The following is a 26,623-nucleotide window of genomic DNA, read 5'->3' as shown; positions in this document are numbered from 1 at the left end:
GCCATGGCCGCGGCCCGGGCGGGCCGCTCCCCCTTTTCGGATCGGATCACGAGCTTTCGCGCGCGCTGGGACGATCGAGGAACCCGTCAAAAGGCTCGTTGCGCCGGCGTGGCTGGAAGATGCGCTCGAAAGGATCGAACAGCTCCACCACGGGCCGCTCGTTCTGCGCCGGCAAGGCGTCCTGTTTGTTGTTGTGAAACGGCGATGTGGTCATCGGCGTCCCCTTCTTCTGGGCACGCCCCCCTTTTGTTTAAAATTGTCTTCCCGCTGTTAAGGTCAGGTTAACCGGCAAATTAACCATGACGCCATCAACGCCGTGGCACGTCCACACTGGGCCGCGGCGGCACGTTGCGCCAGACCGGCTGCCTTGCCGAAACCTTCTCGGATGCGGCCGGCCTCTTGGAAGAAGGCACGTCGATACGCGGCACCCTGGGTTTCACCACCGCCTCCGGCCGTGCGACCGCCGCTGGCGGTTTGCGCGGAACGAAGGTCTGCTTGGCCGGCAGCGAATTGTAGAACATCCAGCCGCCGGCGGCCAAAGCACCGACCACCAGCCAACCGACACCAGGCAAGCGAAACATCGACATGCGCCGATATTGGCACCAAAGCCCTTAAGCGAGGGTTGACCGGCCCTGAGGAAAACAACGTCCGGAACGAAAAAGGCCCGCCGGGGGAGGAGGTCCGGCAGGCCTGATCGATCATGCGACGCGGGAGGAGGTGCGCCGCAGGACTTGTCATTGGCCTGGGAGGAGGTAGGCCGTTGACTGTCTCTAAGATAGGAATCACCCAACGATTCCGCAATCTTCAAGTCTGCATAGCTGCCATGCAAATTGTCGCATATCTCCTGCGGCATATCCCAGAAGCGACCAGCCCTTCCTTCCCTCCCCCTTCGGGCGGCGTTGGTTTGGCAATTCTACCCGTTTCAGGCGACGGAAAGCAGCGATTCGACGAAAAGCCGAGATTTCTCAGCCGGATTCCTGTCGAGCCGGCTCATGGCAACGGTCGCCCGCCAGATCGTGCGGCGCGTGGACCCAAACGAATCGAACATCAATAAATGTTTGGAATCGCGTTGGAATCCGCCTGCGGACCGGCTTTTCGCACTTTGAAAGCCGGCAAGGCCGGGCGCGCGATGCCTCGGATCAACTAAAAAGTTCTTGACGGAAACGCCTTCGCTTCGCACCCTCTGTTTACGGAGTGAGGCCCCAACTTGGAATTGTAAGCGTATCTGGTAAGGGCTTCTGTAGAAGCGGCCGATGAAGGTGTTGGTGAATCGAACTGTATATCGAGTCGCCATGGGGATCGAATCGGCCCAATGTATGAGTATCGGTGTGGCCTGACCCTGCGATTTGTTGACACCTGTCAACGCCGCAGGATGCTGTTGTTTGACAGAGCGTCAGCAGGCTGAAGGCGGAGAAGGACGTTTGGAAAACGTGGCGACGGCGGTAACGGCGAACATAGCGGACAAATCGACATCCGCCGACGAAACGATAGCAGCAGACGCCGCCCTGCTATCCGAGCAGTTGCGCGGATTGCGCGACAGGCTTTTCCCTCCTACGGCCCAGAAAAGCCTGCGCACGTTTTCCAGCGGCGAGGCCGCCAAGATGATTGGTGTGTCGGACGGCTATCTGCGGCAATTGTCCATCGCTGGTGAAGGCCCGCAGCCCGATACGGGTGCGGGAGGACGTCGCTTCTATTCACTTTCCGATATCAATGCGCTGCGGCGGCACCTTTCGGAGCAGGCGAGCCTCAAGGGTAACGTCCAAAAGGCTCGCTCCTACGTGAAATGGCGCGATCCCGCGCACGAGCATCTTCAGGTTCTGGCCGTTACTAATTTCAAGGGCGGATCGGGAAAGACCACGACAAGCGCGCATCTTGCCCAGTATCTGGCCCTTTCGGGCTATCGCGTGCTGGCGATCGACCTGGACCCGCAGGCTTCCATGTCGGCCCTTTTCGGCTACCAGCCGGAGATCGACCTTACCGGCAACGACACGCTCTATGGCGCGATCCGCTACGATGACGAGAGGCGCCCGCTAACGGAAATCATCCGCAGAACATATTTCGATGGGCTCGATCTCGTACCGGGCAATCTCGAATTGCACGAGTTCGAACACACCACGCCGCGTATGCTTGCGAGCGGAACAGGCCGGTCAACGGGCGAAGCGGGCGACTTCTTCTTTGCGCGCATCCAGTCCGTTCTGCAGTCCGTGGCCGACAATTACGACGTTGTCGTCATCGACTGCCCGCCGCAACTGGGTTTCCTCACGCTGTCGGCGCTGTGCGCTGCCACGTCGGTGATTGTCACGGTGCATCCGCAAATGCTCGACGTCGCCTCGATGAGCCAGTTCCTCTACATGACCTCGGACCTGCTGTCCGTAGTGCGGGAAGCCGGCGGCGAGCTAAATTTCGACTTCCTTCGCTATCTCATCACGCGCTACGAGCCGAATGACGGGCCGCAAACGCAAATCGTCGGCTTCCTGCGAGCGCAGTTCGGTGAACGCGTGCTGACGGCGCCGATGGTCAAGTCCACCGCCGTATCCGATGCGGGCCTGACCAAGCAAACTCTCTACGAGGTCGGTCGGGACAATTTCACGAGATCGACCTACGACAGGGCCCTGGAGGCGTTGACAGCTGTCAACTCGGAAGTCGAGGGGCTTATTCTCGACGCCTGGGGCCGCCGGACTTCACAAGGGAGTGCAACATGAGCACCAAGCGCAAAGACCACCTACGCGCGCTATTTGGAGCCGACCTCCCCTCCCTTGCCCCCACGCAGACGGAATCGGCTACGCCGGAGCCAGAGGCCAAGCCTCACCCGCCAGTCGAACAACGCTCCTCTTCAGGCGCGGTGAAAGCAATGGGGCTTTCGCTCTCCTCGATGACCCGCGAGTTGGATGAGGCACGCGCGCTGAAGGAACAACTTGCAGGCGGCGACCGGGTGATCGAACTCGACCCCGCCAAGATCGATCCCTCGATCGTGCGCGACCGGCTAAGCCGCGAGGACGTCGGCGACGAAGAGTTTCAGCCGCTGGTCGAAAGCCTGCGCGAGAACGGACAGCAGGTGCCTGTTCTCGTCCGGCCGCATCCGACGTCTCCCGGCCGTTATCAGACCGCCTACGGTCATCGCCGCATCAGGGCGGCAGCAAGCCTCGCAATCCCTGTGCGGGCCATCGTGCGCGAGCTTTCGGATGCCGAGCTGGTTCTTGCCCAAGGCAAGGAGAACACCGAGCGGCGTAGCCTCTCCTTCATCGAGCGTGCCTTCTTCGCCCAGTCGCTGATCCACCACGGCTTCGAGCGCGGCATCGTCGAGCGCGCGCTTTCGCTGCACAAGGCGGAGATGACCCGCTACCTGCAGGTTGCGTCCGGCATCCCGACCCACATTGCCAGTGCCATAGGCCCTGCCCCCAAGGCCGGCAGGCCGCGCTGGATGGCCTTGTCGGAATTCTTCAGGAACCCGGCAGCCGCCGTAATAGCGGCGGAAGAGGTCCATAGCGAACCATTCCGGCAAGCGTCGTCGGATGAGCGCTTCCGCCGGCTTTACGTGCGTCTGGAGCGGAGAGCCCGACCTCCGGTCAAGAAGCCGCAAGCGCCTCGCGAGATCAACGATGATGCCGGCCGCGTGCTGGCTCGCCTGACCGACGGCCCGAAGCCGCGCCTGGAATTCGATGAGAACGCAAAACCTGGATTCGCGGCCTATGTCGCAGAGGTGCTGCCCGAACTGGTTGCCCGCTTTGAGCAAGAGGCGACCACTGACAGTTGAGTGACCTGCCGGCGCCGCGTGATCGCGTCGGAACCGAGTACAAGCGTTCGAAAACGAACCAGATCGAGGAAGGAATAGCGCAAGAAAAAGGCCCCCAAGACGTTGCCATCCTGGAAGCCCCTTTCGATGTAGCAATCTGAAAGAATCACTTCCATCCCACATTGTCAAGCGTCGGCACCGTTTTGGTGAACCCTTTTTCATGCCTTGAAGAAGGCTATGGAAATGATGGAGAGGTTTGCAGTCTCGCCTTTTGGCGGGAAAGGGATGAGTCGTGCCCAATTTCTGGTGAATGAGCGCGTTCTGAGGGCCCGAGGCTCACAAGAGCGGCAAAAGGGCGAAAGCTCGGCGACGCAAAAAGCCGACAAGCGACCATCTGTGGATAAATGGAAGCTGATCCGCTCCCTGACCGAGGCGAAGTCGCATTTCGGGCTTTCCGATCGCGCGATCGTCGTTCTCGAGGCTCTGGCGAGTTTTCACACCGAGCGGCATTTCGGCCCGGTCGAGGGACTGGTGGTCTTCCCGTCCAACGCCGAGCTATCCGTTCGCGCACGGGGAATGGCTCCCGCAACGCTACGCCGCCACCTTGCCGCATTGGTGTCTGCCGGCCTTCTGATGCGCCGCGACAGCGCTAACGGCAAACGCTATGCGCGGCGGGACGAGAGCGGCGTCATCGAGGCTGCTTTCGGCTTCGATCTGGCCCCCCTGGCGCTGCGCGCTGCGGAGATCGAGGAAGCCGCTGCCATGGCTCGCAAAGAGGCGGCATCACTGCGCGCGCTCAGAAGCGAAGTCACGATCCATCTCCGCGACATTTCCAAGCTCGTGGAAGCGGCTTTCCATGAGGGCCGGGGAAATACCTTCGAATGCTTTGCACGGCGTCTGGAGGCCCTTTCTGGCCGCCTGACGCGCAACGTCGACTTCAAGGTACTGGAAACCCGGCGAAACGGCTTGCTGGAGCTGCGCCGCGACCTCGAGGCAGCCTATCTCGCGGGCGCGGAGGAAATTGACCCTCCCGCCGATGAAGCCTCCGATTCAGCGGTAAAAATGAGCGCCTGTGCACGTCAAAATGAGCGCCATATACATAACTCAGAGTCAGACCAACAAATTGAAATAAATAAGGGAGAAATGATTGAAGATGGGTTCGCAGCCTACCAGCCAACGCTGCTCACGGCCGAAACGACCGACACGGAAGTCACAGAAAACCGCGATCTGAAGGATAGGGCTCCCAAGCAGGACGCAGATGACCCACCTTCTGCACCCAAGACCCCGCCGATAGCCCTGGACTACGTGCTCTCTGCCTGCCCGCAAATGCACGACTATGTTCCCGGCGGACTACGAGCCTGGCACGATCTCACACGGGCTGCCGAGACCGTCCGAATGATGCTCGGAATATCCACCGATGCGTGGCTGCAAGCTCGTAAGGTTATGGGAGAGCTCGATGCAGCTATCGTCGTCGCTGCGATCCTGGAGCGCGTGGCAGAGATCCGCTCGCCGGGTGGTTATCTGAGACATCTGTCAAGCCGCGCCGCGACAGGACGGTTTTCGGTGAAGCCCATGCTTGCCGCGCTGGCGGCGGCGAGACTTCGAGAGCGCACCACCGGGAGCGCTGCTTGAATCGTGCACAAGCAGGCCTCGTTGAGCTGTCGACGAAAGAACGCTTTCAGCTGTCGGGGCAGGGGCTTTCCTGGATCGATTTGAGTATCAAACTCCAGTCTTTCCGAGCCTCTAGAGGCCTGATGCTTTCGTGAGATTGACCAGAAACCGTTCGCGTTCGGCTTCAAAACGCACCCCGGATGCAATGGCAGTGCGCAGTGACTGGCCGGCGAAGAGCAGCCCGCGCTTGCCCTCCGCGATTTCGGGCCGCAACCCCGCGACAAGTGCCGTGCGCTTCACCAAACGCGCCACGTGCTTGTCAGAAAGGCGCTCCACATCGACGGTTTTGTTGTCGCCGAAAACGCGACGAAAAAGGGGACCACGGATTACGCGTCCGAATTTCAGCCAATTCTGCAAGGCAATGACCGGACAAGACATGTCGGACGAGCCGCGGCCAATCTCAACCTCGCGCCAGCTTGCACCTTTCCTGATTCTGACAAGAATGCCGTTGTCGAAGATTTCCGCCCACCCCAGGCCGTCCTCCGATTGGTCGGGACCACAGTCGAGGCCGACGATCTCGGACCGGCGCAGGCCACCGGCGAAGCCGACGAGGAGGATTGCGCGATCGCGAAGTCCCCGCAGATCGCGCGCAAGCGTCTCGATCATGGCGAGAAGATCTCGGGCCGATACGCCCTCCTTTCTTTCCGGCGCACGGGTCTGCGTCTGGCGGATACGAGTTCGTATTTCGGCGATATGCGGATGGTTTCGGTCGAGTTGCTCGCCGCGCTGGGCGAAGTTCCAGGAAAGTCCCGCCAAACGGCGTTCCAGCGTCGAGGCCGAAAGCCGCTGTTCGGCAAAGCCGGTATCCGAATCTCCCACATTCGCGGCAGCGCATGCGCGAAGATAGTCGGCAATGACCTTCGGCTCGGCCGGGAAGGGCGGCAGTCCGACCCGGCGGCACCAGGATGTGAAATGGCGCCAGTCGGCGGTGTAGGCGCGCATTGTCGCGGAAGATGGCGGACGTGGCGTCGGTTCCGCTTGATCGCTCGGGCGAGGGGAGGGGGCATGACCTGGCCCTCCGTCCATCCCGGCAGCGAGATTGGAAACGGCGGAAAGATTGTCGTCCTTTTTATCGCCTTCAGTAGATTGGTTTAGGCTTGGCTTGGGCTTTGTGTTATTGTCCATCATATTTCTCCGCCATGGGATCGTCGCCGAAGCCTTAAAATCGGCGTTGGCGGTGTAGCTTAGACTCACATTCGTCACTCTGCTGAAAGATGTCCGAGAATTCAATATTATCGGACATTGGTGGCTGCCCACATGTGCGGCGGTTTGCAGTCTTTCTGGCTACAGAAAGCGCCGCCGCAACTCATCTCTTCATGCGGCGTAATAGCCGGTAATCCAAGTGATCATTCCACCATCCATTACCGGGCTGCTGCACGCGCTCTTCAACTGGCAAGCGCGCGCTGTCAGTGGCAAGTCGGCTGCGAGACCGTATCGAACGCCGGGTCCGATCCATTCTCGGCTTCAAATCAGACGCCTGCGTTGCAACCATCCCGCCTGGCGTGAAATCAATCACGTGATACGCAATCGAGACAGTCGGCCAGAGCCGTACTGTGCTCGCCTATGAAAATTCATATGCGGCCTTGCGCAAATTTGACGCCGATCGCGCATGCGTTGCGCGAATGGACACATCGCTATCGCCAGCCTATCGTCAATCGCATTCTCGAATTTGGGGATGATCACATACGAGATTGCGGGTAAGGGGGCGCGCAAAGATAATTGAGAGAAGTGATATATGTATAGTTTTCTGGGATTTCCCATCCCGATCGCGTCCATTGCCAATATCATCGGCGTGCTTGTGGGTCTGCTGTGGCTGAGAACGTTTTTTGTCATTACCCCGCAACAGCATGCCAGGGTGCTGGAGATCTTCGGACGTTATAGCGGATATCGGTCCGCTGGCCTGTCACTTAAACTGCCCTGGCCGCTCCAGGTGGCGCGCCGGCCGTTTTCGTTGCAGACAAAGCAGATTGCACTTCAGCTAGGTGTGAAGTCGAAAGACAATGCCTTCGTTACCATGCCGATCAGCCTGCAGTATCGTGTAATCCCGAAAGCGGTTAAGGCTGCCTTCTATGAGCTACATAATCCGGAGGACCAGATCGAATCCTATGTGGCGACCGAGGCTCGGGCTGTGGCTGCTACGAAAACCTTCGACCAGCTTTACACCGACCGCGACGAATTCACCCGGACCGTCCGCGAATCCCTGGACGAGGCCATGAACGGCTATGGCTATGAGATCAGGGCTGTGCTGATCGACGATCCACGACCGACAGAGGAAATGATCTCGGCGTTTAATGAAGTACTCGCGTCGCAACGCCGGCTGGAGGCGGCGCAGAACGATGGCGAAGCCGAGAAGATCAAACGGACAAAGAGCGCCGAAGCGTCGGCGGCGGCAATGACGATCACCGCACGGGGGATCGCGGAGAGCCGCAGTATTATTGCCGAGGGCAATGCCAAGGCGCTGGCGGCATTTCGTGCCGATACGACCCTTACGGATTCCGACGCCATGGGCTTCATGATGGAGATCAATCGTCTGGAAGCGCTGCGGGACGCCTCCACCCATGGTGGGCGTACCGTCCTTGTAACTGGCGATGGCTCCGGCAGCGATCTTGGGACGAAGGCGCTTCTTGCCTCGTTGGCGCAGGGCGGTGATGACTTGATCGGGTTGTCGGCGAAACGTACCTCAAAGCAGTCTTCACCGCCCGGCAGGCATACCCAAGTGGATTCCGCCTAAGCAAACAGGGCGGCAAATTCAACGCCGCCATTTTAGGACGAGGTCATTTTGAAACCTGTCACGCGGCGGACCACAGGCTTGGTCCTGCTTTTCTTCACGTCGTTTCCAGCTGCCGCTTATGATCTTCCCAAAGAAATTCCGGCGCGCAAGCCGGGCCTGTGGGAGATGAGAACCACCGGTACGGTGGGGCCGAACCAGCTCAAGGGCATAATTAGATACTGCCTCGACGCGAGCGCTGATCGCGCTCTTCAGGAACTCAATATCATGCGCAGGGAACTGGAGGTCGTTTATAGCGACATCACCTGCCAAACGCCGAAAATATCCCTGACCGGCAAGGTCTTGACCGGAGAGATGGCCTGCAGGACCAACTCTTCAGATGACGACCAGGCTGCCGGCAAGGATTTCGGCTGGACCACGGCGTTCAAGAGCGACAGTGTCATCGTTAACGAGGAACACAGCGTTCCCCGCGACGTGCTGTTGTTGCTGGAAAACAAACTGGTCGAAGAGCAACGCTGGATCGGTGAATGCCCAGCCGACCAGAAACCTGGAGACGGCCTGGATGTCGGGTTCCACTATAATAGCGATAAGTGGCCGAACGAGGCAAAGCCGATCAACATCTACGAGTCGTTGACGGTGGTGGACAAAATGCTGAAGGAAGCGATTGAGATCAACAAACGCCTGGGGCCGATGTGAGACGTCCAGTGCTCACTCCTGATCTCGCTTGTCAGGTCTCTCGATCTTGGCATCAAAACGCCCTGTCAGGGCGATCCCAGAAGGTGAGGATCGAGACAGTCGCGCAATTCGTTGATTGTCGCCTCGATCCAGTCATCGTTCATCATTTCGAGCGGCGCGTTGAAGGATACCGCGACATTCACCTCGTAGAGGCCCCGACGAGGCACCGGCAGGCCCAATCCGCCTTCACCTGGCAGATAGAAGCCCATATTGATCGCATAGCCCCGCGTGCGCGCTTCCGCGACTGATTGCGCGATCAGCGTCGCGTCGACATGTCGGAGCGCGGGATGGCGCAGATAGCGCTCGGCATTGGCCTTGATGATGGTGGCTGCTGCGTCCTCGGGCAGCATCGACAGGAGTGCGAGGCTGCCAGCCGCGACCCCCATCGGTACCCGCGCACCCACGCCCATGGTGAACTGGCGGCGGGTCGAGCGGCTGACCATCTCGGCACAGACGGCGTCCACACCGGCCTGCACCATCAGATAGACGGTGAAACCGGTGCGCCGGGCGAACTCGGTCATGCCCGGGCGGATGAGCTGGATTTGCGGCTCCAGCCTTTCCTGCCGCCCGGCGATCATGGGGATGGCAGGTCCCAATCGGTAGTGACCGTAGCGACCTGTCGGTTCGGCGAAGCCCTTGTTCAAAAGTGCGGCGAGGCTGCGATGTGCCGCCGACTTGGCCCCGCCGATCCGACGCGCGATCTCAGACAGGCTCAACCCTTCGGGTCCCACCTCGCCCAGCACAAGCAATATCTCCAGCGCACGCTCGGCATTGAGCGAGGATGCGTTCAAACCCGCCATGTTCGTATTATGCCCTTAAATTCTGATTATTAGAACAATATCACTGATTCTATGCTGAATAAAGGAATATGTTGACAGATGCTCTTAAACGGGCTCTCCTGAGGCGGCAAATTTCAAGTCTACGGATATTCGGGGCGGAAGGCTGCGACGCGCCTTTCGATCCTGCGCCTCATTGGGCGCGGGACGGGACAGATCGTGCTTTTTCTCCTGCCTTGCCGGAGCTTGCTTTGGTGCAACTGGGACGAGCGGATGCTTCCATTTCTCATCAAGCGCCTCGGCTTTGCCATCCTGACGCTGTTTTGCGTGCTGACGCTGGTGTTCCTGATCGTGCGCATCCTGCCCGGCGACCCGGCGCTGGTGATTCTCGGCGACCAGGCAAGCCCGGCCAGCATCGCAGCCCTGCGCGAGCGGCTGGGGCTCGATCAGCCGCTGCTGGTCCAGTACGGCCAGTTCCTGCTCAAGGCGGTACGGGGTGACCTCGGCAACTCGATGGTAACGGGCCGGCCGGTCTCGGAGGAGATTCTGACCGTGCTACCCTACACGCTGGAGCTGACCGTCGCAGCGCTGGCGCTGGGCGTGGTGCTCGGCGTGCCGGCCGGCGTGTGGGCGGCGGTGCGGCGCAATCGCTTGCCCGACTACGTGCTGCGTTTCATCTCGCTGCTCGGCCTGTCGCTGCCGGCCTTCGTCGCCGCGATCGTGCTCCTGATGGTGTTCGCCATCCAGCTCCGCTGGTTCCCGGTCATCAGCGCCGGCTCAGGCGACACCATTGCCGACCGGCTGCGGCAGATGGCGCTGCCCACGCTGGCGCTGGCGCTCATCATGATGGCCTACATCACCCGTGTTACCCGCTCGGCCATGCTGGAGGTGTTGAACCAGGACTTCGTGCGCACCGCACGCGCCAAGGGCGCGAGCCCCGCCGCCGTCGTGTGGAGCCACGCGCTGGGCAACTGCATGATCCCGATCACCACGGTGGTCGGGCTCTATCTCGGCATCCTGATCGGCAATTCGGTGCTGACGGAGATCGTCTTTTCCCGTCCCGGGCTTGGCAAGCTCATCCTCACCGCGCTGACGCAGCGCGACTACACGCTGCTGCAAGGCATGATCGTCGTCTACACGCTGATGGTCGTCGTCGTGAACCTCGTGACCGACCTGACCTATGGCCTCCTTGATCCGCGGGTTCAGTACAAATGACCGACACCACGCTTCCAAACGCGGTTCCGGCGAAGCGCCAGAGCAGCTTCCGCAGCTTCGTCGGGCGGCTGAACGTCTCCACCTGGATCGGGCTGGTGATCGTGCTGGCGCTGGTGGCGGCCGCCATCTTCGCGCCGCAGCTCGCGACCCATAACCCGGCACGCCAGAGCATCATGGACCAGCTCATCCCGCCGGGCTCGCAGTTCCTGCTGGGCTCCGATCAGTTCGGGCGCGACATCTGGTCGAGGCTGCTCTATGGCGCACGCTATTCGCTGACCATCGGGATGCTGGCGATCATGCTGGCGCTGGTGGTGGGCACGCTGATCGGCATGATCGCCGGCTATCTCGGCGGGCGCATCGACATCATCTTCATGCAGGTAATGGACGTAGTTCTCGCCTTCCCGTCGCTCATCCTCGGTCTTGCGCTGGTGGCGCTGATGGGGGCGACGCTGACCAACATCATCATCGCCATCGCCTTCACCGCCACGCCAGCCTTCGCCCGGATCGCGCGCGCAGGCGTCATCGCGCAGCGGGACCGCGAATATGTGCAGGCTTGTCGGTCGATGGGCTTTTCGGGGCCGCGCATCCTGTTTCGCCACATCACGCCGGCGATCCTGCCGGAGGTGATGGTCATGGCCTCGCTGTGGATGGCGACGGCGGTGCGTACCGAGGCCTCGCTCGCCTTCATCGGGCTGGGGCTCGCGCCGCCCACTCCGACATGGGGCGGCATGGTGCGCGACGGCTTCGACAACATATTGAGCGCGTTCCACCTCGCACTCATCCCGAGCCTGGCGATCCTCGTGCTGGTGCTGGCGTTCAACCTGATCGGCGACGGCCTGCGCGACGCTATCGACCCCCGGCTGAAGGATGCCTCGTGATGGAGCAGAAACCCGTCATCTCGGTGCGCGACCTGAGCATCTCCTTCGGCCGCAGCATGGTCGTGCACGGCCTGAACTTCGATATCGCTCCCGGCAGCACGCTGGCGCTGGTCGGTGAATCGGGCTCGGGCAAGAGCGTCACGTCGCTCGCCATCATGGGCCTCTTGCCCGAGCGCATAGGCCGGGCGAAGGGCTCGATAACGCTCCAGGGACGAGAATTGCTTGGGCTGCCCGAGCCGCAGCTGCGCAAGGTGCGCGGCGGCCGCGTCAGCATGATCTTCCAGGAGCCTATGACCTCGCTCAACCCGGTGCAGCGCATCGGCGACCAGCTCGCAGAGGCGATCCGCATCCATCGCGGCCTCCGCGGCGCGGCGCTCACCGAGGCGGTGATCGAGATGCTGCGCAAGGTGCGCATCCCCGATCCCGAAACGCGCATGCGGCACTATCCGCATACCTTCTCGGGCGGTATGCGCCAGCGCGTGATGATCGCCATGGCGCTGGCCTGCAACCCGGCGCTCATCATCGCCGACGAGCCGACCACCGCGCTCGACGTGACGGTGCAGGCGCAGACGCTGGCGCTCCTCAAGGACCTCCAGCGCGAGACGGGCGCGGCGGTGCTGTTCATCACCCATGACATGGGCGTGGTGGCGGAGGTGGCGGACCATGTGCTGGTCATGCGCGCCGGCCGCGAGATCGAGAGCGGCTCCGTGCATGAGGTATTCTCCAATCCGCGCGATGCCTATACGCGCAGCCTGATCGAGGCCGCACCGAGCCTCGTTGGCAAGCTCGCCGATACGGCGGTGCCCGCGCGCCCGATCGACGGCGTGCCGGACATGCTCGACGCGGAGACGCCGGTGCTGGAGGTCGAGGACCTTGCGGTTCGTTTCCCCGTCCATAGCGGCTTCTTCGGGCGGCTGACCGGCATGGTCCATGCGGTGGAGGACGTGTCCTTCGCCATCGGCAAGGGCGAGACGCTGGGGCTCGTGGGCGAATCCGGTTCCGGCAAGTCGACCATCGGCAAGGCCGTCATCAACCTCGCGCCAATCCATTCCGGCGCCATCAAGGTGGCAGGCGAGTGCGTCGACTATGACGACCCGCAGAGCCTCGCGCGGATGCGGTGCGCCGTGCAGATGATCTTCCAGGACCCGTTCGGTTCGCTCAACGCTCGCCAGTCCATCGGCTCGGCGATCATCGAGCCCATGCACGTGCACGGATTGGCGCGGGGCGGGGAGGCGGTCGAGAAGATGGAATGGCTGATGCAGCGCGTCGGCCTCGACCCGGCGCGCGCGTCCAGCCTGCCGCACGAATTCTCCGGCGGGCAGCGCCAGCGCATCTGCATCGCGCGAGCATTGGCCATGTCGCCGAAGCTGATCATCGCCGATGAGGCGGTGTCGGCGCTGGACGTGTCGATCAAGGGCCAGATCATCGACCTGATGATCGATCTCCAGCAGGAGTTCGGCGTCTCCTACCTGTTCATCAGCCACGACATGGCGGCCATCGAGCGCATCTGCGAGCGCGTCGCGGTGATGTATTTCGGCGAAATCGTCGAGATCGGCGCGCGCGACGATGTGATCGGCCGGCCCGGCCACGACTATACACAGCGCCTGCTGTCGGCGATCCCGATCACCCATCCCGAGCAGCGCGGCACAAGGCTGCCGACGCCCGGTAGCGACGCCGCGCCGCGCAGCCCGATCAAGCCGCTTGACCATCGCCCCTCCCCGGCGCGGTGGAACATGGCTGCGCAAGGCCACTTCATCCGCCAAGCCAGCTGAACGCCATAGCCAAGAAGGACCCCGCCCGCATGCACGCAATAGAAGAACTCGCCAGCTTCGTCGCCGACCATCGCGAAGGTGCGTTGCCGCAGGAGGCGCGCGAGACCGCCGCGCTGCTGGTTACCGATCTGATCGCGGCGACCGCGGCGGGGTTGAACTCGACGCTGGCGGCGGCTGCGCGGGCGGCCGCTGCCGAGCTCTACGGCTCAGGCGTGGCGCGGGTCTGGCTTACAGGTCAGTCGCTGAGCATCGCAGGCGCGGCCATGGCCAATGCGGCCGCCGCCAGTGCGCTCGACATCGATGACGGCCATCGCGGTGCGGCAGGCCATGCGGGCGCCGGCGTCGTTCCCGCCGCGCTCGCGGTCGGGCAGGCCATCGACGCGTCCAACGAGCGCATCCTCGATGCGATCGCGCTCGGCTACGACGTGGCCCTGCGGGTGGCGACCGCGCGCCCCACGGCGACCATCGAAACCTATTCCAGCGGCCGCTGGGTCGGCTACGGCGCGGCGGCCGCTGCTGGCCGGCTTATCGGGCTTGACGCCGGCCAGATGGCCCACGCCATGGCGATCGCCGGGGCCGAGGGACCGATCAACTTTCCTACCGGAACGTCGATGTTCCAGGGCAGCACGGTGAAGGAGGCGATCCCGCCCGCCGTGGTTGCCGGCCTGACCGGCGCCTTCCGCGCCCGTGCCGGCGCGACCGGCCCGCTCGACCTCATCGATGACGACAGCCGCTTCACGCGCCATGTCCTCACCGGCGGGCTGGGCGAAACATGGTGGCTCCGGCAATGTTACCTGAAGCCTTATGCCTGCTGCCGCTACATGCACGCGGCGGTGGACGCGATCCTGGCGCTGCGCCAGCCCGGCAAGCCGGTGGTGAGCCTGCGCATCGAGACCTTTCCGCAAGGTTTGCGCCTGTCCAACGCGCGCGCACCGAAGACGCTGGAGGGCGGGCAATACAGCTACTATTTCAGTTGCGCGCTCGCGGCTCTTCACGGGGCGGTGGCCCTGCAGCCGGTCGACCCGGCGCGGCTCGCGGACGCCGAGGTGCTGGAGCTTGCCGGCCGCATCGAGCTGGACGCGCATGAGGACTTCGCCACATCGTTCCCCGCAGGCACACCGTGCCGGGTCATCCTCGACCAGGGCGAGGGGCCGCAGAGCCTGACCGTGCCGCATCCGCTGGGCGATGTCGCCAACCCGATGTCGCGCACGCAGGTCACCGAAAAATTCCGCCGCATCGCCGCCGCCAGCATGGCATCCGACTGGCAGGACAGGGTCCTGACGGCGCTCGACGGGCTCCTCACCCAGGGATTCAGCCCGCTTTTCGCCGCGCTGGCCGCGCCCCGACTGATCCTTGCAGCAGAATAAAGCCAATAATCAATGGAGGTAGGAACAATGAGACTGAAGCTTTCCGGGATGATTCTCATGGCGGCGCTGCTTGCCGGCGCCGCTTTCGCACCGCTGCCGGCCCACGCCGCGCAAACCGAGCTGAGGCTCGGCGCGGCCGCCGCCGACATCGGCACGCTCGATCCGCATTACGCGGCCGGCACGACCGACCGCACGCTGGTCGCCTGGATCTATGGCGGACTGGTGCGCTTCGCGCCCGGTACCACCGACCCCGCACAGATCGAGCCGGACCTTGCCGAAAGCTGGGAGGGCAGCGACGACAATCTGGTCTGGACCTTCAAGCTGCGCCAGGGCGTGCAGTGGCACCACGGCTATGGCGAGGTGACCGCGGAGGATGTGGTGTTCAGCCTGGAGAAGTCGGCCGATCCCACCCGTTCCGCGTTTGCCAGCGACTATTCCGCCTTTGAAAAGGTGGAGGCCGTCGATCCCTACACGGTGCGCATTACGCTCAAGAACGTGATCCCCAGCGTGCTCGGGCCGCTGGCCAACTATGCCGGCGGCTTCATCATCAGCAAGAAGGCCTACGAGGAACGCGGTGAGGAGTTCGCGCGCAGGCCGGTCGGCTTCGGCCCGTTCCAGCTTGATTCGATCGAGGCCGGCGTGGCGGTGCATTTCTCCGCCCACGCGGACTATTTCCGTGGCGCGCCGAAGCTGACCAAGGTCACCTACCGCTTCCTCAACGCGGCCGCGGCGCGTGACCTGGCATTCGTTGCGGGCGAGGTCGATGCGGCCACGGGCCTGGCCGATCCGCGCTGGCTGCAGCGCACGCTCGCAACGCCCGGTTCAACGGTGGATATCTTCGATCCGGCCGAGCTGACCGTGCTGCACATCAACACGAAGAAGAAGCCGTTCGACGACATTCGCGTGCGGCAGGCGCTGGCCTACGCCATGGACCCTAATCGCATCGCCCAATATCGCGGCCCCGAATTCACCCGCGTCGGCGGGTCGGTGATTCCGTCGAACAATCTTGGCTACACCGAGGACAACGGCCTGCCGGCCTTCGACGCTGAAAAGGCGAAGGCGCTGCTGACCGAGGCGGGCTATCCCGACGGGCTGACGGTCAAGATGATCTCGAGCCAGCTACCCAGCTATGAATCCTCCAACCAGATCCTGCAGGCGCAGCTGGAGGAAACGGGCTTCATGCTGGAGCTGGAACCGGTCGAGCACGCCACCTGGCACCAGATGATCCGACAGGACCTCAGCCCGCTGGTAACCTACGGGGCGGCGCGCTTCCCCGTGGCCGACGTCTATCTGACGCAGTTCTTCCATTCCGACAGCATCATCGGCACCCCGACGGCCGTCACCAATTTCAGCCATTGCGACGTGGCCGACGAGCAGATCGAGGCGGCACGGGTGGAGACCGACCCGCAGAAGCAGATCGAGCTGTGGCAGGAAGCGCAGCGCCTCATCATCGAGGCGGTGTGCGGCATACCGATGACCGAGACGGCGCAGGTCTGGGCCCGCAAGGAGAAGCTCGACTGGGGCTTCGAGCTGAAGGGCTCCATGTCGCTGGGACCGCTCGTCACCGAGCTCACCCACTTCACCGAATAACCGGACCGGGCCCCGCGGCGATCGCTTTCGCCGCGGGCCCCTTTCCGCCAGATGGCGATCATGTCCAGACAGACCTTTCCGACCTATTCGAATACCTGCGGCTGGAACGCGATGCTACCGCCGCGCGCGCCCCGCCCCACCCTTGCAAGCGACCTTTACGTGGATTACGCGGTGGTCGGCGCTGGCTTCACCGGGCTTGCCGCCGCGCGCCGGCTGCACGACCTCGACCCGCAGGCCCGCATCGCCGTGTTCGAAGCGACCACCGTGGGCGAGGGGGCATCGGCCCGCAATTCAGGCTTCACGGGTTCCGACGTGCTGCCACGCACTGCGACGCTGCAGGGCGCGGAGAAGGCGCGGCGCCAGACGGCGCTGATGCGCGACGCCTTCGACTGGCTGACCGGCATCATCCGGGACCACGGCATCGACTGCGAAATGCAGAAGGTGGGGTCGATCCGCGCGGCAGCGACGCCGGCCGGCGAAGCCTCGCTGCGCAAGGTGGTCGAGGTGGCTGAGACCAACGGCATCAAGCACGCCGTTCTCGACCGCGCCGCGATCGGCGAACGGATCGGCTCGGACTATTACAGGTTCGGCATCCACATCAACGACACCTATCTGCTACAGCCCGCAGCCCTCGTGCGGGGCCTGGCCGACGCGCTGCCTGAAAGCGTCGCGCTTTACGAGAATACACCCGTGCAGCGACTGGCGCGCAGCGGCGACGCGTGGGAGCTCGCCACCGAGGGCGGCCGCGTGCGGGCGCGCTGCGTGGTGCTGGCCAATAACGGCTTCATCCGCAAATTCGGCTATCTGACGCTGCGCATGGCGACGATCTACACCTATGCGGCCGTCACCGCGCCGGTGCCTGAGGCCGACCTGCCGGATCTGGGTGCAATGCCGGGCTGGGGGCTCCTGCCCTCGCATCGGCTGGGCACCACGCTGCGCCGGATCGGGCGCGACCGCATCATGGTGCGCTCGCTCTATGCGCATGAGAACGAGGTCGAGCAGGAGACGGCCGCTGCCAAACTGCGCGACCGTTTCGAGCGCCGCTGGCCGGGCCTGCGCCATGTCGGTTTCGACTATGTGTGGGGCGGAACGACCGCCTTCACGATGAATGGCGCGCCTTGGTGGGGCAAGCTCGATGACGGGCTTTACGCGTCTGGCGGCTGCAACGGCTCCGGCATCGCGAAGGGCACCATGCTCGGCCGCCGCTTGGCGGATCTCATCCGCGGCGTCGGCGATCCGGCCGAGGTGACCGATGCCATGGGGATAGCCAGCCGCATCGCCCCCGAACCCTTCCGCAGCATCGGCTTCCATGTCATATCGGCGCTGGAAAGCCGCAGGGCCGGCCTTGAAGCCTGAACGAAGGACCATCCATGAAGATTGAACGTTTCGACGTGAACGCGCGCCGCAGCCGGCTCGTGAAATATAACGGCGTCTGCTATTTGTCGGGGCAGTTCTCCGACAATGCGGGCGACGTCGCCATCCAGACGCGCGAGACGCTGGCCAAGATCGACGAGCTGCTGGCGCGGGCCGGCACCGACAAGTCGCGCCTTCTGACCGCCGAGGTCTGGATCACGACGATGGCCGATTTCGCAGCTATGGACGCAGTGTGGAAGGAGTGGGTCGCCCCTGGCAACCCGCCGACGCGCTGCTGCTGCGCGGTGGAACTGGGCGATCCTGAGATGCGCGTCGAGATCATGGTATCGGCCGCGCTGGGCGATGTCGAAGAGGTGCCATTGGAACGTTGAATGCAGGAATGTGCCGGATTCCGCCGGGCTTTACATCTGTGACCAGATGCCGTCGATAAGATTTTCGTAAAGCGGCCTTTCCGCAAGTGAGCGGGCAGGGCGCAGAAGCGCGCCAGCTTCTCCTTGGTATAGACTGCGCTGACGGATTGCTCGGCGCGTTCAGGATGAGCCAGCGCATGTTCTTGCGTGATTTGCGGCTCGAGCGACGCGATCTTCTCAATATATTGGCGCGGATGCCGCAAACATCTGCTTGATGCGCCGTTGATAAGTGACAACGCCCCAAACTCGATGGCGAGACACTCACGCTCCGCCTTGGTGCGGATGGCTTGACGCATGCTGATATGGTGGTAGTTTGTCCGGAAAACGGGTGAACAAACCAAAAATCGGAACAATCATGAGTGGTGAAGCGAAAATCCTGCCTGGCGACGAGCTCGCTTCTGCGATGGCTGCGCGCGGCTATCCGGCCGTGCAGGCGGCCACGACCCGCGATCGGGGTGTGGGGCCATTCAGGAGGCTCGTCCTGCGCGGCGCGCGGATTCTCGACGGAACCGGTGCGCCGCCCGTCGGGCCCTACGACATCGTCGTGGAGAACGGGCGGATCACGGAAGTCGTGCTCGTGGGCGTCCCCAAAGTCCCGATTAAGCCAGAGCGGCGGCCCGCCCCCGGCGACCATGAAATCGAATGTGAAGGAAAGCTGGTCACGCCGGGCTTCGTCGATGCGCATGTGCATATCGGCACCTATTACCATGCGGCTTCCGGGCCCATGCCCACGGCTGACTATGTCTACAAGCTCTGGCTGGCACACGGCATCACCACGGTGCGCGAGATGGCCTGCATGAACGGGGTTGGCTGGACGCTGGAGCAGAAGGAAGCCGCAGCCGCAAACCGCATTGCGGCGCCGAAGATCGTCGCACATGCCTATTTCCCGGCGGTCGACGAGTTCGTTAAGACGATCTACAAGCCCGAAGAGGCGCGGGCATGGGTCCGCGCGGTGAAGGAACGCGGTGTGGATGGCCTGAAATTCTTCGGCGCACCGCCGGCGATCATGCAGGCCGCGCTGGAGGAGGCGAATGCGCTGGGCATGCGCTCGGGCTGCCATCATGCGCAGATGTCGGTTTCCAAGGTTAATGCCCTGCGCAGTGCCACATGGGGGCTCACGTCGACCGAACACTTCTATGGCATTCCCGAGGCCATGTTCACCGACCGCGCGGTGCAAGCCTATCCGGTCGGCTACGACTTCATGGACGAGTCGCTTCGTTACAATTCGAGCAGCCAGAATTTCATCCAGTCTGCCGAGCCGGGCAGCGCGAAGTGGCAGGAGACGCTCGAGAAGTTCCTCGAACTCGGGCACTCCTTTGTGCCTACGCTCGCCATCCTGGAAGCCAACCGGGACCTGATGCGTGCCCGCCGGGCGGACTGGCACGACGAGTACACCCACAAGACGCTGTGGACCTATTTCCAGCCGCATCGCGGCGGTCACTGCTCACACTGGTATCGCTGGAACACCACCAACGAGGTGCAGTGGAAGGAGCATTTCCGCCGCTGGATGCGCTTCTGCAATGACTACAAGAACATGGGCGGGCGCGTCGTGCCCGGCAGCGACGCCGGGTTCACGTTCCAGCTCTACGGTTTCTGTTTCATCCGCGAACTGGAGCAGATGCAGGAGGCGGGGTTCCATCCGCTGGAAATCTTCCGCGCCGCGACCTCGGAGAGCGCCGCCCTTCTCGGCGTGGACGACGAGACGGGCACTATCGCGCCCGGTAAGTGCGCCGACCTTCTCGTCCATCGCCACGATCCGCTCGAAGACCTGAAATACCTCTACGGCACGGGCGCATGGCGTCTCAACGACGAGACCGGCAAGACCGAATGGCAGCGCGGCATCGAATACACGATCAAGGACGGCGTCATCTATGACCCCGCCGAACTGCTGGCCGACGTTCGCGAGATCGTCGCGCAAAGCTTCGAAGAGGGCGAGGACACAAGACCGCGCACCCGGCAATGACAATGCAAGACGAACTGCCTGAGTTCTTTCTGCTGAATGGCTTTCTGGGGAGCGGCAAGACCACGCTGCTCCTCTCCTTGCTGGCCGAAACCGGGTTCGAGAATACTGGGGTCATCGTCAACGAGGTCGGCGAGATCAACATCGATGGCTCGACCGTCACGGCTGCGCAATCGGGCCTGCAACTGGCCCAGCTCAGCAATGGCTGCGTGTGCTGTTCCATGATGAGCGACCTGCCGGTGACGGTCGCCGCGCTGATGGACGAGAACGAGCGGCTGGGCCGCCCGCCCTTGCGCCGGATCATTCTGGAGACGAGCGGTCTTTCGCGGCCGGCGCCGATCATCCGGCAGTTGCTCGGCCTGCCGCTGCCGTTTCGCATTTCGGTGGTTGCGACCTATGACTGCGTCAACGGGGCGTTGGCGCAGGATGAGTTTGAGGAAGCCGCCGCGCAACTGGCGGCCGCGCAGACGATCGTGCTGACGAAGCTCGACTGCGTTTCGAACATCGCGCGGGCCGAAGCGGTGCGCGCGGTCGAAGGGATCAATCCGCTGGCGCGGATCGTCGACGAGGTGGAAAGAGGCCGGCGGGTGCGGAAGGCTTTCAAACCGACGACGGTGGGTATCGACAGGCTGGCCGAAAGAATCGCGCAGGACGAGCCGGTTTCATCGCCGCACGAGCGCATCGGCGTCTTTCTTGCGCGGGCGAAGGACGCAGTGCCGGGAGACGACCTGTTCGAATGGCTGGACAATATGGCGGCCCTGCTCGGCCCGAGATTGCTGCGGACCAAGGGGATCGTCGCTGTTCAGGGGCAACCGGGCGCGCTGCTGGTCCAGAGCGTCGGTACCGTCTTCGATCCGCCGCGGCGCATGGCGCAGCCGCCGGTGCAGAATGCGATGGTCATCATCGCGCGCGACGTCGACCTCGAGGAGTTGGGTGAGATCGGGCCCGACCTGTCGCTGGAGTTTCGCGATACGTGCACGCGCCCTGCCTTCGTCTGCGTCGCGACCGGCTACGCCAGATCCGCCTGATTCTTTCCATTTCCAGCCAATAAAAAAGCGCGGTCAGGGACCGCGCTTTTTCGTTTGCGGCCAGCATCAGCCGCGCATGATCGTGCGGCTCTGCTCACGCATGAACTGCGGCAGATACCAGGAGCCGAGCCCGCCCTTTGAGCCGGTGCCGGATCCCTTCCAGCCGCAGAAGGTCTGGATGCCCGGCCATGCGCCGGTCGTTGCGCCGCTGGCGCGGTTGGCATAGAGAACGCCCGCTTCGGCGGTGTCGAGGAACTGTTCCAGCTCCGCGTCGTCCTTCGTGTAGATGCCGGCGGTGAGGCCATACTGGACGGCGTTGCCGCGCTCGATCGCATCGTTCAGATCACTGAAGGTGCGTACGGTGAGAAAGGGCAGGAACAGCTCGTCATGGTGCAGTGCATGGTTGTCGGGAAGCCCGGTGACGATGGCCGGCTGGACGAAAAAGCCCTTGTTGTGGACCTCGCTGTCGAGAACCGCACCGCCATGCACGGTTGCACCGGCCGTCTTTGCTGCCTCGACAGCAGCGACGAAGCGGTCGCGCGCCGCCTCGTTGATGACCGGCCCCATGAACACGTCCTGTTGGTAAGGATCGCCGATCTTTAATTTTGCCGCCGCCTCGGCAAGGCGCTCGACGAAGGGCTTGGCGATGGAGTCGTGGACGAACACTACCGAGCCGGCCGAGCATTTCTGTCCCTGAAGGCCGAAGGCGGAACGCACCATGCCGGAGACGGCGGTGTCCAGATCGGCGGAGGCTGCGACATAAGTGGGGTTCTTGCCGCCCATTTCGGCGAGCACCGGTCTGGCATGGGCGCCGCCACTGCCGAACGTCCTTTGCAGCATCATGCCGACGGAGTGGGAGCCGGTGAAGGCGATGCCGTCGATGCCTGGATGCCCGGCGAGCGCGGCGCCGGTTTCATTGCCACCGTTGACGAGGTTGAACACGCCGGCTGGAAAGCCTGCCTCGACAAAGCAGTCGGTGATGAGACGGCCGGTCAGGCCCGCCATCGGACTGGGCTTGAAGACAACCGTATTGCCGGCGAGAAGTGCGCAGATCGACATGCCGATGGAAAGCGCGACCGGAAAATTGAATGGAGCGATTACGGCGAAGACGCCGTAGGGCCGAAGCACATCGAGCGTCGTTTCGCGTTCTTGCGCCTGTTGCAAGGGACGGTCGAAGCCTTTGTTGGTTTCCATTTCGGCACTGTAGAAACGGATGATGTCGATCGCTTCCTCGACCTCGCCGATGGCTTCCATGCGCGACTTGCCGACTTCGAGCAGGCAGGCGGCGGCGATCTCGAACTTGCGCGCCTCGACGATGTCGGCGGCCCGGCGTGCGATGGCGACGCGCTGCTGCCATCCGGCTTTTCGCCAGGACGGATAAGCCTTGCACGCTGCCTCGACGGCACGGGCGACTGCTTCTTGCGAGGCGGCATAGAAGGTACCGAGCTTCACGGAGCGATCGACAGGATAGGCCGCGTCGTAGGACGCGCCGTCCGTGTTGTCCGCACCGTCGATGAAATTGGGATGCTCGCGGCCCAGCGTTGCCCGGACTTCGGGAATGATGCGGTCGAGAACCGCGTGAACACCGGAGAAATCCTCGTTGATGTTCGAATAAGTGACCCGGGGCAGGGTGCGAATGTCGATCTCGCTCATGGCTGTTCCTTTCTCTGGTTAGTGTATCTGGATGCGGCTGATGCAGGCATCGACGGCATCCCCGAGCCTCTCCACCGCCACCGCCATCTCCTCGTCGGAAACGATGAAGGCAGGCGCCAGCAGCACGTGGTCGCCTCGCGTTCCGTCGATGGTTCCGGATCCTGGATAGATGCAGAGGCCGCGCCGCATGGCTTCGGATTTGATGGAGGCGGCAAGGCCGCGCTTCGGATCGAACGGCGATGCTGTCTCGCGATCGGCCACCAGCTCGATCGCCTGGATGAGCCCCCGCCCGCGAATGTCGCCCACATGTGGGTGCTGTCCGAACCGCTCGTGCAAGAGGCGGGTCAGCATCTGCCCTTGTGCATCGGCGCGTTCGACCAGCGCATCGTCGGAAATGATCTTTTGGACTTCCAGCGCGGCTGCGCAGGCAATAGCGTGGCCGTTATAAGTGTGACCGTGCTTGAAGGCGCCGGAACCGTTGGTGATCGTTTCATCGATCCGGCTGCTGAGATACACGGCGCCGATCGGCATATAGCCGCCGCCGAGTCCCTTGGCGTTGGTCAGGATGTCGGGAACGATGCCTTCCTGCTCGAAGGCATGGAAGGTGCCGGTGCGGCCGGTGCCGCACATGACCTCGTCGAGGATCAATAGGATGCCGTGACGATCGCAGATTTCGCGGATCTTGCGGAAATATCCAGCCGTCGGCGGCACCGCGCCAGCCGTTGCGCCGACGACGGTTTCGGCGACAAAGCAGAGGACAGACTGCGCGCCGACGCGGGCGATGGTCTCCTCGAGTTCTGCCGCAAGGCGCGCAACATAGTCGGCCGGCGTTTCGGCAGGGAGCCTTTCCCGATAGTCGAAACAGGGGGAAACATGCTCAACCTCCATCAGGAGAGGGGCATAGTCGACGCGGCGCGCCATGTTGCCGCCGATCGCGAGCGCGCCGAGCGTGTTGCCGTGATAGCTCTGGCGACGTGATATCGCGATGCGCCGGCCGCTCTCGCCGCGTTCGACATAATATTGTCGGGCGAGTTTCAAGGCGGTTTCTACCGCCTCCGACCCGTCGGCGACGAAATAGACCTTCGTCAGTTCGGCAGGGGAACGCGAGATGAGTAACTCGGCGAGCTGTTCGGCCGGCTTGCTGGTAAAGAATGAGTTGTGCGCATACTCGACCTTGCCGGCCTGGCGCACGATGGCGTCCACGACGCGGGTGTCGCCATGTCCGATGCACGATACGGCCGCGCCGCCAGACGCATCGAGATAGGCATTTCCTTCCGCATCTTTGAGCCAGCAGCCGCGTCCTTCAACGACAGTGGCGGGAACGGCGTGGCTGGATCGGTGGAGCACGTAGCTCATCGGGGTCTCCCAAGATGGATCGCGTTCGTGATTTCGATGCGATTGACGCGATCATACAAGCGAAGTATGTACCGGTAAATGAGATTTTGATCCGAAAAACGGTTTTTATTGGTCGGATCCCCGTTTGTTTCTTCATTCAGATCGGCAAACCATGCGTGACATCACGACTTCCGACTTCAAGTTTCAGCCCTATTGGTGGGACGCCGCGGCGCCGATGCCGTTTACAGCGGGCGGAATGAAGGCCGCCTATGACGTGGTCGTGGTGGGAAGTGGTTTCACCGGCATCAGCGCGGCGCTGCATCTGGCTCGGGCAGGCCGCAGCGTCGCGGTACTCGACAGGCAGGATCCGGGGGCAGGAGCCTCCCGGCGCAATGCCGGTTTTGTCGGGCGTGTGCTGAAGAAATCCTATTCGGAACTCGTCGCCTCGAAAGGCAGGGACAAGGCTCTTACGATCTATCGCGAACTCCACGATGCTTACGCCTTCACCTTTGACCTGATTGCCCGCGAGGGCATCGATTGTTACGCGGTGCGGCCGGGGCGCTTCATCGGCGCGACGTCGCGCGGCCATTACAATGCGCTGGCAAAGGATCTGGCGATCCTACAGGCGGACATGGGCTTCGAGCACCGCATGCTGGCGCCGACTGCCACCGCGCAAGGCCTTGAGACCGACATCTATTCCGGCGGGGCCATTGTTCCCGACAGTGGCTCGTTGCATCCCGGCCTTTACCACAAGGGATTGCTGGACAGGGCGGTCGAAGCGGGCGTCAGCGTGTTCGGGCGAACGGAGGTCGAGAACCTGCAGGAACTGTCGGATGGAAGATGCGAGGTGCGGACCGACAGGGGCACCGTTTACGCCGGCAAGGTGGTGGTCGCGACCAACGGCTATGTTTCGAAGCTCGGATGGTTCCGGCGGCGGGTCGTTCCGTTCCGTGCCTACATGGCCGCGACGGAGGAGATGCCGCAGGAGTTGCTGGATAGGCTGATCCCGCATGGCCGCACGATCATCGATTCGAATACCAATATCGACTTCTTCCGCCCGGCGCCGGATTCCCGGCGTATCCTGTTCGGCGGCGCGACCGCCGCTCCACTCAAAGGGCCAGAAGAGATCACGGTGCGCATGAAATCGATCATCGACCGCGTGCTTCCCCAAGCCTGCAATCTGAAGCTCAGCCATGCTTGGGACGGCTATTGCGCAGGCACGTTCGACCTGATGCCGCATGTCGGACGTCGCGGGAACGTCTACTACGCAATGGGATATAATTTCGCCGGCGTCACCATGGGCACGCGGTTTGGCGCGCGGATCGCAAACAGTATCGCGACCGGTGCCGGTCTTGATAGCGTCTTCGAGGCCCGGAATTTCCCTACGATGCCATTCTATACCGGCACTCCCTGGTTCCTTGGCCTGGTGATGCGGTATTTCGACTGGCACGACAGGCGGCTGGCGAGGCGGGGCTGACGCGGCAGATGACGGCGTCAGCCTCTCTTTTTCCAATTCGGCGCGAAGACATTGGCGAATTCGCTGGCTGTCCGCTCCAGTTTGGCAAGAAGTTCGGACAGGTGCTGGCTGCCAATGCGCTCGGCCGGGCCGGTCATACCGAGCGCGTAGATCGGCGGCTGTCCGCTCACCAGAATGATCGGGTAGGCGATGGTGAACAGGCCGCGCACATGCTCGCCGTTTTCGACCGCATAACCCTGTTCGCGGATCTTCCGATATTCCTCTTCGAGGACGTCGCGGTTGAGTATCGTGCGTGGGGTGAGGCGATTAAGCTCGGTTTGCAGGATCGCTTCGCGGAGATTGGGCTCCTGCATCGCGGTCAGAAGCTTGCCCGTCGCGGCCGCATGTGGTGGCAGCACGTGGCCGGGTGTGACGTAAACGCCCACGCTCGCGTCCGGCGACTCCATCACGATCGAATGGATTGTCGCACCGTAAAGGCGAGCGATGAAGCAGGTCTCGCCGCTTTCCTCGGCGAGGTTTTTCAGTAGGCGCTTGCTGGCAAGCTCGATCCAGGCGGTGTCCGATTGCAGGATCTGGGACAGCCTGTGCCCAAGCGTGAAGGAGCCGCGGCGCCTGCCCTGCTCTACGAGATCGCTAGCGACCAGCGCCGAAAGCAGTCGATTGACGGTGGTTTTCGGCAGGTCGAGCATGGTTTCGATCTCTCGTGTGGTCAGCCCGTCGGGCGTGCTGACGACGGCTTCGAGGATCGTGATGTAACGCTCCAGGGGTCCGGATTTCGGTTCTGTGTGTCGGGTAGGCGTCACAGCCTGCGGGTCCTTCTGGGATTGATGACGGGCACGGTTCGGGACGTCTTTCTAGACCGTATTTGCGGGAAGAGGTCAACTTTCACGCTGTCTTTCTTTCGCAACCGCCAAGGCGATT

The 26,623-nt window shown here is 62.9% G+C and carries 22 protein-coding genes; 15 read left to right on the top strand and 7 right to left on the bottom strand.

Annotation, left to right across the window (positions count from 1 at the left end; translation table 11 throughout):
• Nucleotides 1–46: 46 nt before the first annotated feature.
• Nucleotides 47–214, bottom strand: coding sequence for a hypothetical protein (locus XW59_RS29385; protein ID WP_170990183.1), 168 nt, complete (start codon nucleotides 212–214; stop codon nucleotides 47–49).
• Between the two features lie 94 nt (nucleotides 215–308).
• A complete protein-coding gene (locus XW59_RS18705; protein ID WP_136068331.1) occupies nucleotides 309–581 on the bottom strand; it encodes a hypothetical protein in 273 nt (90 codons plus the stop codon).
• An 873-nt stretch (nucleotides 582–1,454) separates the two neighbouring features.
• Between XW59_RS18705 and repA the strand changes: the two genes are divergently transcribed.
• The 3 genes from repA (at nucleotide 1,455) to repC (ending at nucleotide 5,365) form a co-directional block, all read left to right on the top strand.
• Nucleotides 1,455–2,702: a plasmid partitioning protein RepA gene (repA, locus tag XW59_RS18700; RefSeq protein WP_246666145.1), complete on the top strand. Its 1,248-nt coding sequence runs from the start codon at nucleotides 1,455–1,457 to the stop codon at nucleotides 2,700–2,702.
• Nucleotides 2,699–3,754, top strand: a complete 1,056-nt coding sequence (repB, locus tag XW59_RS18695; RefSeq protein WP_047146864.1) for a plasmid partitioning protein RepB — start codon at nucleotides 2,699–2,701, stop codon at nucleotides 3,752–3,754. Before repA ends, repB begins: the two co-directional genes overlap by 4 nt.
• 216 nt (nucleotides 3,755–3,970) lie before the next feature.
• Complete coding sequence (gene repC / locus XW59_RS18690) at nucleotides 3,971–5,365, top strand: plasmid replication protein RepC (protein WP_246666138.1); 1,395 nt, start codon at nucleotides 3,971–3,973, stop codon at nucleotides 5,363–5,365.
• 111 nt (nucleotides 5,366–5,476) lie between these two features.
• Here repC and XW59_RS18685 read toward each other — a convergent pair whose 3' ends face one another.
• A complete protein-coding gene (locus XW59_RS18685; RefSeq protein ID WP_082137687.1) occupies nucleotides 5,477–6,532 on the bottom strand; it encodes a hypothetical protein in 1,056 nt (351 codons plus the stop codon).
• Nucleotides 6,533–7,139: 607 nt separating this feature from the next.
• Between XW59_RS18685 and XW59_RS18680 the strand changes: the two genes are divergently transcribed.
• The gene (locus XW59_RS18680) at nucleotides 7,140–8,135 is read left to right on the top strand and encodes an SPFH domain-containing protein (protein ID WP_047146863.1); all 996 of its coding nucleotides are present in this window, start codon (nucleotides 7,140–7,142) and stop codon (nucleotides 8,133–8,135) included.
• A gap of 48 nt (nucleotides 8,136–8,183) precedes the next feature.
• Nucleotides 8,184–8,828 carry a DUF3617 family protein gene (locus XW59_RS18675; protein WP_047146862.1) on the top strand — a complete coding sequence of 215 codons (645 nt, stop codon included), beginning with the start codon at nucleotides 8,184–8,186 and terminating at the stop codon, nucleotides 8,826–8,828.
• 65 nt (nucleotides 8,829–8,893) lie between these two features.
• On the opposite strand, the gene XW59_RS18670 is transcribed toward XW59_RS18675, so the two are convergent.
• Nucleotides 8,894–9,667: a helix-turn-helix domain-containing protein gene (locus XW59_RS18670; RefSeq protein WP_047146861.1), complete on the bottom strand. Its 774-nt coding sequence runs from the start codon at nucleotides 9,665–9,667 to the stop codon at nucleotides 8,894–8,896.
• Between the two features lie 249 nt (nucleotides 9,668–9,916).
• Between XW59_RS18670 and XW59_RS18665 the strand changes: the two genes are divergently transcribed.
• The 9 genes from XW59_RS18665 to XW59_RS18625 all read left to right on the top strand — a co-directional run bounded on the left by XW59_RS18665 (nucleotide 9,917) and on the right by XW59_RS18625 (nucleotide 21,237).
• Nucleotides 9,917–10,858 carry an ABC transporter permease gene (locus XW59_RS18665; protein ID WP_047146860.1) on the top strand — a complete coding sequence of 314 codons (942 nt, stop codon included), beginning with the start codon at nucleotides 9,917–9,919 and terminating at the stop codon, nucleotides 10,856–10,858.
• Nucleotides 10,855–11,736 carry an ABC transporter permease gene (locus XW59_RS18660; protein ID WP_047146859.1) on the top strand — a complete coding sequence of 294 codons (882 nt, stop codon included), beginning with the start codon at nucleotides 10,855–10,857 and terminating at the stop codon, nucleotides 11,734–11,736. The genes XW59_RS18665 and XW59_RS18660 overlap by 4 nt, the downstream gene beginning before the upstream one ends.
• Nucleotides 11,736–13,508: an ABC transporter ATP-binding protein gene (locus tag XW59_RS18655; RefSeq protein ID WP_047146858.1), complete on the top strand. Its 1,773-nt coding sequence runs from the start codon at nucleotides 11,736–11,738 to the stop codon at nucleotides 13,506–13,508. Before XW59_RS18660 ends, XW59_RS18655 begins: the two co-directional genes overlap by 1 nt.
• Before the next feature lie 29 nt (nucleotides 13,509–13,537).
• Complete coding sequence (locus XW59_RS18650) at nucleotides 13,538–14,875, top strand: MmgE/PrpD family protein (RefSeq protein ID WP_047146942.1); 1,338 nt, start codon at nucleotides 13,538–13,540, stop codon at nucleotides 14,873–14,875.
• Nucleotides 14,876–14,902: 27 nt separating this feature from the next.
• Entirely contained in the window at nucleotides 14,903–16,465 is a 1,563-nt protein-coding gene (locus XW59_RS18645; RefSeq protein WP_047146857.1) for an ABC transporter substrate-binding protein, read from the top strand.
• Nucleotides 16,466–16,525: 60 nt separating this feature from the next.
• Nucleotides 16,526–17,821 carry an FAD-dependent oxidoreductase gene (locus XW59_RS18640; protein ID WP_047146941.1) on the top strand — a complete coding sequence of 432 codons (1,296 nt, stop codon included), beginning with the start codon at nucleotides 16,526–16,528 and terminating at the stop codon, nucleotides 17,819–17,821.
• Nucleotides 17,822–17,835: 14 nt separating this feature from the next.
• A complete protein-coding gene (locus XW59_RS18635) occupies nucleotides 17,836–18,210 on the top strand; it encodes a RidA family protein (protein WP_047146856.1) in 375 nt (124 codons plus the stop codon).
• A 394-nt stretch (nucleotides 18,211–18,604) separates the two neighbouring features.
• A complete protein-coding gene (locus XW59_RS18630) occupies nucleotides 18,605–20,212 on the top strand; it encodes an amidohydrolase family protein (RefSeq protein WP_047146855.1) in 1,608 nt (535 codons plus the stop codon).
• Between the two features lie 2 nt (nucleotides 20,213–20,214).
• Nucleotides 20,215–21,237 carry a GTP-binding protein gene (locus XW59_RS18625; protein WP_047146854.1) on the top strand — a complete coding sequence of 341 codons (1,023 nt, stop codon included), beginning with the start codon at nucleotides 20,215–20,217 and terminating at the stop codon, nucleotides 21,235–21,237.
• Nucleotides 21,238–21,303: 66 nt separating this feature from the next.
• On the opposite strand, the gene XW59_RS18620 is transcribed toward XW59_RS18625, so the two are convergent.
• Nucleotides 21,304–22,890: an aldehyde dehydrogenase family protein gene (locus XW59_RS18620; protein ID WP_047146853.1), complete on the bottom strand. Its 1,587-nt coding sequence runs from the start codon at nucleotides 22,888–22,890 to the stop codon at nucleotides 21,304–21,306.
• A gap of 18 nt (nucleotides 22,891–22,908) precedes the next feature.
• On the bottom strand, nucleotides 22,909–24,246 hold the full coding sequence (locus XW59_RS18615; RefSeq protein ID WP_047146852.1) for an aspartate aminotransferase family protein: 1,338 nt from the start codon (nucleotides 24,244–24,246) through the stop codon (nucleotides 22,909–22,911).
• Nucleotides 24,247–24,397: 151 nt separating this feature from the next.
• Between XW59_RS18615 and XW59_RS18610 the strand changes: the two genes are divergently transcribed.
• The gene (locus XW59_RS18610) at nucleotides 24,398–25,702 is read left to right on the top strand and encodes an FAD-binding oxidoreductase (protein WP_047146851.1); all 1,305 of its coding nucleotides are present in this window, start codon (nucleotides 24,398–24,400) and stop codon (nucleotides 25,700–25,702) included.
• Between the two features lie 17 nt (nucleotides 25,703–25,719).
• Here XW59_RS18610 and XW59_RS18605 read toward each other — a convergent pair whose 3' ends face one another.
• The gene (locus tag XW59_RS18605) at nucleotides 25,720–26,505 is read right to left on the bottom strand and encodes an IclR family transcriptional regulator (RefSeq protein WP_047146850.1); all 786 of its coding nucleotides are present in this window, start codon (nucleotides 26,503–26,505) and stop codon (nucleotides 25,720–25,722) included.
• Nucleotides 26,506–26,623 lie beyond the last annotated feature (118 nt).

This window comes from Aquamicrobium sp. LC103, assembly GCF_001014615.2.
Taxonomy (GTDB): Bacteria; Pseudomonadota; Alphaproteobacteria; order Rhizobiales; family Rhizobiaceae; genus LBCQ02.
This window is presented reverse-complemented; position numbering and strand designations above follow the sequence as displayed.

Excerpts from the sequence above, each read along its gene's own strand:
- XW59_RS18685 (WP_082137687.1), bottom strand. The coding sequence starts at position 6,532 with ATGATGGACAATAACACAAAGCCCAAGCCAAGCCTAAACCAATCTACT.
- XW59_RS18660 (WP_047146859.1), top strand. The coding sequence starts at position 10,855 with ATGACCGACACCACGCTTCCAAACGCGGTTCCGGCGAAGCGCCAGAGC.
- XW59_RS29385 (WP_170990183.1), bottom strand. The coding sequence starts at position 214 with ATGACCACATCGCCGTTTCACAACAACAAACAGGACGCCTTGCCGGCG.
- XW59_RS18650 (WP_047146942.1), top strand. The coding sequence starts at position 13,538 with ATGCACGCAATAGAAGAACTCGCCAGCTTCGTCGCCGACCATCGCGAA.
- XW59_RS18630 (WP_047146855.1), top strand. The coding sequence starts at position 18,605 with ATGAGTGGTGAAGCGAAAATCCTGCCTGGCGACGAGCTCGCTTCTGCG.
- XW59_RS18665 (WP_047146860.1), top strand. The coding sequence starts at position 9,917 with ATGCTTCCATTTCTCATCAAGCGCCTCGGCTTTGCCATCCTGACGCTG.
- XW59_RS18640 (WP_047146941.1), top strand. The coding sequence starts at position 16,526 with ATGTCCAGACAGACCTTTCCGACCTATTCGAATACCTGCGGCTGGAAC.
- XW59_RS18670 (WP_047146861.1), bottom strand. The coding sequence starts at position 9,667 with ATGGCGGGTTTGAACGCATCCTCGCTCAATGCCGAGCGTGCGCTGGAG.
- XW59_RS18620 (WP_047146853.1), bottom strand. The coding sequence starts at position 22,890 with ATGAGCGAGATCGACATTCGCACCCTGCCCCGGGTCACTTATTCGAAC.
- XW59_RS18655 (WP_047146858.1), top strand. The coding sequence starts at position 11,736 with ATGGAGCAGAAACCCGTCATCTCGGTGCGCGACCTGAGCATCTCCTTC.
- XW59_RS18680 (WP_047146863.1), top strand. The coding sequence starts at position 7,140 with ATGTATAGTTTTCTGGGATTTCCCATCCCGATCGCGTCCATTGCCAAT.
- repC (WP_246666138.1), top strand. The coding sequence starts at position 3,971 with ATGGAAATGATGGAGAGGTTTGCAGTCTCGCCTTTTGGCGGGAAAGGG.
- repB (WP_047146864.1), top strand. The coding sequence starts at position 2,699 with ATGAGCACCAAGCGCAAAGACCACCTACGCGCGCTATTTGGAGCCGAC.
- XW59_RS18705 (WP_136068331.1), bottom strand. The coding sequence starts at position 581 with ATGTTTCGCTTGCCTGGTGTCGGTTGGCTGGTGGTCGGTGCTTTGGCC.
- XW59_RS18615 (WP_047146852.1), bottom strand. The coding sequence starts at position 24,246 with ATGAGCTACGTGCTCCACCGATCCAGCCACGCCGTTCCCGCCACTGTC.
- XW59_RS18645 (WP_047146857.1), top strand. The coding sequence starts at position 14,903 with ATGAGACTGAAGCTTTCCGGGATGATTCTCATGGCGGCGCTGCTTGCC.
- XW59_RS18635 (WP_047146856.1), top strand. The coding sequence starts at position 17,836 with ATGAAGATTGAACGTTTCGACGTGAACGCGCGCCGCAGCCGGCTCGTG.
- XW59_RS18625 (WP_047146854.1), top strand. The coding sequence starts at position 20,215 with ATGCAAGACGAACTGCCTGAGTTCTTTCTGCTGAATGGCTTTCTGGGG.
- XW59_RS18610 (WP_047146851.1), top strand. The coding sequence starts at position 24,398 with ATGCGTGACATCACGACTTCCGACTTCAAGTTTCAGCCCTATTGGTGG.